This window comes from Arenibacter nanhaiticus (genome assembly GCF_900141935.1).
Lineage (GTDB): Bacteria > Bacteroidota > Bacteroidia > Flavobacteriales > Flavobacteriaceae > Arenibacter > Arenibacter nanhaiticus.
On the sequence record NZ_FQYX01000054.1, the window covers coordinates 5,130 to 10,962 of the forward strand.

Below are 5,833 nucleotides of genomic sequence, written 5' to 3' on the forward strand. Positions count from 1 at the left end.
CCGCTAGCGCGAGCGTCGCGCTCGTGCCGGCCAGCGTAAGCAGTCCATTTTAAAAAAAGTAAAGATGACCAGAAAACACAAATTCCATAACAAGTCCGCCTCCTACTTTGTAAGTTTTGCAAGGGTATATTGGTTGGATATATTCATTAGTCAGGCCTATTTTTCAATCTTGGAAGAAAGCGTATCGTATTGCAGTGCAGAAAAAGGCATGGAAGTGTTTGCTTTTTGCTTTATGCCCAGCCATGCCTGTACTGAGCGAAGTCGAAGTATATATTTTGTATTTCGCACATACCAGGAAGACCCTTCCGGGCTGTTAAGAAATTTCAAAGGATATACGGCTAGGAAATTGATAAAATAAATCGAGGAAAATTCTCAGGAAAGCAGAAAGGAACGGCTTTTATGCATGCTAGAACGAGCAGGGGCGACGCTCGCGCTAGCGAGTACAGCAGTGCCACAAATTATGCCGAGGGCCAACCCATTTTAAAAATAGAGTTCGATAACATGAACCTGGGAATGTTATAATGATACGAATAACTAAATTGAACCGAAAAGCAGGACCGGCACGAGCGTGACCCTCGCGCTAGCGGTGGTGTTCGCTTGAGTATTTAATTTTTTAGTATAGCATGTTAATTTTATAGGTTATTAATCATTCTACCATTTAGGTAATTCTTGTTTTTATACTTATTTACCTACATCATAAAATTATTCACGATATTCGTAGGTCAAAGTCTAAGTAGGTACAACAACCTTAGAATGAATGCTCACTTATATTGAAAAGGAAAATAATGGTCGCTTTGATCGTTACTATAATAAACAAACAGAAAAAAAATTAAACTAGTTTTAAATAACTGAATAAAAAGTATGAAAAAAATAGAAGTAGTTGCAGCTATTCTAAAACATGGTAATGAAATTCTTTGTGCTCAAAGAGCGGAAAGTAAATTAGAATATATCTCTAAAAAGTTTGAATTTCCGGGAGGAAAAATTGAAGCTGGGGAATCTAAAAAAGAGGCTTTAAAAAGAGAATTGGAGGAAGAGCTAAATATTAATCCAAATATTAATGATCTATACTTAACAGTTGTTCATCAATACCCAGACTTTGAATTAACCATGCACAGCTTTTTATGTGATGTTGATACAAAGGAAATTACGCTGAATGAGCATATTTCATCCCAATGGTTGAAAAGAACTGAACTTTTGGGTTTAGATTGGGCTGCAGCTGATGTACCAATTGTAGACAAATTAATGCAAAATGGCTGATACATTTAATAACGGTTTTCAAAAAAGCTTATACACTGGTTTTGTAGATAAAAACATTGAGTCAGAGCTAGTTTATCAGCCTCAATTATTGACAAATAAGACAATTCCAAAAGAGAAAGTTTTATCTACTCTATTACAAGAGTTTGATAGCTGCGATGAATTTTTTATTTCAGTGGCATTTGTTACAACTAGCGGAATCGCAGTATTATTAAATAGTTTACTTTCTTTAGAAAAAAGAGGGATTAAAGGAAAGGTATTGGTTTCGCAATACTTAAATTTCACTCAACCGGAAGCTCTTAAAAAATTACGGCTATTTAAAAATATTGAGCTCAAGATATCTACAAAAGAAAATTCCCATTCAAAGGGGTACATTTTTAAGAAAAAGGAACATTATAATTTAATCGTTGGAAGCAGTAATTTAACTTCAAGTGCTTTAACTGTAAATAAGGAATGGAATTTAAAGGTTTCAGGTCTACACTCAAGTAGTATCGTTGACAATGTTTTAAATGAATTTAACAGTGATTTTAAAAAAGCAACACCTGTAACGCAAGAATTTATTTTAGCGTATCAGGCTATTTATAATGAAGAACGCTTATTTAGAGGAGAGTCTAAGATAGAAATATCTAGATCTAATGAAAAAGTAATAACTCCAAATTCAATGCAAGTAGAAGCATTGAAAAACCTTACTGAATTAAGGCGTGCAAATAAAAACAAAGCGCTTATTATCTCTGCAACAGGAACAGGTAAGACTTATTTATCGGCATTTGATGTTAAAAATTTCAATCCCAAAAAATTATTATTCGTTGTCCATAGGTTGAATATTGCCGAAAAAGCTTTGGAGACTTTTCGAGAACTTTTTAATGATGAGAAAACATTAGGTATTTACTCCGGAAATAAAAGGGAATTAGAAGCTGACTTTATTTTTTCAACTGTTCAAACAATTTCTAGGGAAGACCACTTATTGAATTTTGATAAAAATGCATTTGATTACATCATAATTGACGAATCCCATCGCTCTGGCGCGGACTCCTACATCAGATTGATGGAACACTTTAATCCTAAGTTTTTGTTAGGGATGACAGCTACTCCTGAACGTACTGACGGAAATGATATTTTCAGTCTCTTTGATCATAATATTGCATATGAGATAAGATTAAACCGGGCAATGGAAGAGGGTATGCTAAGTGAGTTTCACTATTTTGGGATAACCGACTTAATGGTTAATGAAGAAACAATTGAGAATACTAGAGATTTCAATTTATTGGCAAGCGATGAAAGAGTAGATAAAATTATAGAGAAGACTCGTTTTTACGGGAGTGACAATGGAATTACTAGAGGTCTGGTCTTTTGTTCTACTAACGAAGAATCTAGAACTTTATCCTTAAAATTTAATGAGCGAGGTTTTAAAACTATTTCTCTTTCAGGAAAAAATTCAGAAGAAGAACGAAGTAAGGCTATTTCCAGATTAGAATCAACTGATAATAACGAAAGAATTGATTACATATTTACGGTTGATATATTTAATGAGGGAATAGATATTCCTAAAATCAACCAAATAATAATGATAAGGCCAACTGAGTCTTCTATTGTATTTGTGCAGCAATTGGGAAGAGGCTTGAGAAAAGCTATAGGTAAAGATTTTCTAACCGTTGTTGATTTTATAGGAAATCACAAAAACAACTATTTAATCCCAATAGCCCTTTATGGAGACACCTCATACAACAAAGATACTTTAAGAAAGCTAATTTCTGAAGGAAGTAAAATGCTTCCGGGCTCATCTACCATTAACTTTGATGAGATAGCAAAAGAAAAGATATTTCAGTCGATAAATAGTGCCAAGATGAGAGCTTTCTTTGATTTAAAAAAAGATTATCAACTCCTTAAGTATCGATTAGGCCGTATACCAATGATGGTTGATTTCATAAAGCATGAATCTAGGGATCCTTTTTTATTCATTGAGGACTCGAAGTCATATTATAATTTTGTAAGAAGGGCAGATAAAGGTTTTGACATAATTTTAGACAAAAAGAGTTCAGATTTATTAAAACTTTTCTCTGAGGAGATAAACAATTCTAAAAGAATTGAGGAGAGTTTAATTTTGAAGGAGTTGCTAAATGAAGGTGAATTAAGTATTTCAAAACTTAACGATTTAATATTTGAAAAATATAAATATAAGCCAAGTAAAGAAACCATAGCCTCCTCTATTTCTAATATTAACTTTAATTTTATTCGTAAAGATGAGAAGATTGTTTTTGAAGAGAATGGTATTCTTAAATTTCATTTTGAGTTTATAGAGTTGCTCAACAACGCTACCTTTAAGACCTTCCTCCTGGATTCTGTAGACTATTCTATTCAAACTTTTGATAATTATTTTACCGAAACTTATTATAAAGATGGGTTAATACTTTATAATAAATATAGCCGTAAAGACGTATGTAGGCTATTGAATTGGGAAAATGACATCAGTAGTGTTCTTTTTGGTTATAAAACAATAAATGAAGTCACCCCTTGTTTTGTGACCTATCATAAATCTGATGACATTGAGGATACTATAAAATACAATGATCACTTTGTCTCTCCTTCGGTTTTTGCATGGGAGTCTAGGTCAAATAGAAAGTTAGAGAGTCAAGAGATTAAGAATGTAATTAATTCAAAACGAATATTACTTTTCGTAAAAAAGGAGGACGCCGAAGGAACGGATTTCTATTATATGGGAGATGTTTCAATTATTGAAGACTCCATAGAGCAAGCGGTAATGCCTGATTCTAAAAAACCAGTCGTTCATTTTAAATTTCAATTGGAACAGCCAGTTACAGACGAGTTATACAATTATATAACCGCTGTAAACAAGAAAGAGCTCCTTGAGAATATTATAGAGAAAGACGATAAATTATCAGAAATTAAAGATAATGAATCAAGGTTTACTATTCCATTATTTGACTTTTATGCAGCTGCCGGCAGCTTTAGTGAACTCCAGGCTGAAAAAGCCTTTACTGAAATAGAAGTGGCAGAAAAGTATGCTATTAACGACAACTATTTTGCTTGTAAAGTAGTCGGTGAATCTATGAACAAAAGAATCCCCAATGGTTCAATATGTATTTTTAAAAAATATGTTGGGGGTTCTAGAAATGGAAAAATAGTATTAGTAGAAAATAGAGATATCCACGATCCAGAATTTAATTCCGCATTCACTGTAAAAACGTATTCCAGCCAAAAATCAATAACTGAAGAAGGTTGGGAACATACTGAAATTGTATTAAAGCCTAATTCGTACGATAATAATTATTCAGATATTATTCTCGATGAAGAAAGCGCAAAAGGAATGAAGGTGCACGGTGAATTTATTACTGTATTAAATTAATCCTATTTTTTCTTATCATTGGCATGGTCACTCCGAAATATCCAATGTGTAAAAGCCAACGCCTAATCGAGTAGGTAAGGGGATGGTTCATCCCTAAAAATCATGAAGGAAGCCCAATAGGCTTCCAGTTAGTTGTAAATATTTCGTGCAACACATCTTCCGCTAATCCCTTATCCTTAACAATGTTAAATGTATAAACAAAGAGCTTTTTCCAATATCTATGGTATAGATTATTAAATGCCAACTCATTCCCGCTCTTCATCAATAACAAAAGTTCAACATCTGTAACCTCTTTCAAATTAACTGCCTCCACTTCTTCTATATTTTGAACCAAATTAGGAATAGGGCCAAGGCCAATATAAATTTACTGGTTAAGGAATCATTAATTTTATAGAAGGTGTTATGACATAAAAAAAACAGGAATCAATAAATGGTGATCAATACTGTAAAAGCGCCACGCTGTAATAGCTTCTAATGTGTGATAATAGTTATTGAATGGCATTAGCTGAAGCATAACGGAAAGTGCCTTAAAAAGCCGGTAATTAGTGTAACAATGGGTTAATGTGGAAATGTAACAATAAGGCAATTTGAAAATTTGAGAATGAGGGAATTTGAAAATACAACAGTGGGTCTATGAAAAAATTGATCTAGAACCGAGCTTTGGAAAGATTTAGGACGAGGCAAGCTGTTGATGTTGTGAAAACCTTCATGAGATTGCTTCGCTGCGCTGGCAATGACGCTTCAAAGAAGCTGTATTTGATGAAAGGGAACCGGCCTAAAGTATGTATAGGCACGTAAAAAGAAATGTCTTAGAAGCAGGATTTGGCGGTATGGTGGTTTTATTACTATGGATACATTGAGGTATGGTGCCCCTCAAAGTCGGGAGACTTCAAACAATTATCAATAAACAATTCGCAATAATCAATGTAAAAAAGGTTGCAATTGTTTACTATATCAATTTGTGAAATTAAAGCGAACGAATGTCCCTCAAGGTCGGAAGACTTTGCGGAGCGGGCGGTTGCTTCGCTGCGCTCGCACAGGGGCAAAAAAAAAGTCCCTTCATTTTCATGAAGGGACTCTTAAAAAAAGGCGGCGGCCTACTCTCCCACTTGGTGTAGCAGTACCATCGGCGCAGACGGGCTTAACTTCCCTGTTCGGAATGGTAAGGGGTGGGCCCCGTCGCCATGGCCACCTAAAATCTTTGGTGCGCTGTCC

Annotated in this window: 2 protein-coding genes and 1 rRNA gene; 2 read left to right on the top strand and 1 reads right to left on the bottom strand. The window is 34.4% G+C overall.

The annotated features are described in order from the left end of the window. Positions 1-861: 861 nt before the first annotated feature. On the top strand, positions 862-1,257 hold the full coding sequence (locus tag BUA16_RS17630; RefSeq protein ID WP_072766034.1) for a (deoxy)nucleoside triphosphate pyrophosphohydrolase: 396 nt from the start codon (positions 862-864) through the stop codon (positions 1,255-1,257). Next, the gene (locus BUA16_RS17635; protein ID WP_072766035.1) at positions 1,250-4,618 is read left to right on the top strand and encodes a DUF3427 domain-containing protein; all 3,369 of its coding nucleotides are present in this window, start codon (positions 1,250-1,252) and stop codon (positions 4,616-4,618) included. The genes BUA16_RS17630 and BUA16_RS17635 overlap by 8 nt, the downstream gene beginning before the upstream one ends. Before the next feature lie 1,084 nt (positions 4,619-5,702). Here BUA16_RS17635 and rrf read toward each other — a convergent pair. Next, positions 5,703-5,814 (bottom strand): 5S ribosomal RNA (rrf, locus tag BUA16_RS17645). Between the last annotated feature and the right edge of the window lie 19 nt (positions 5,815-5,833).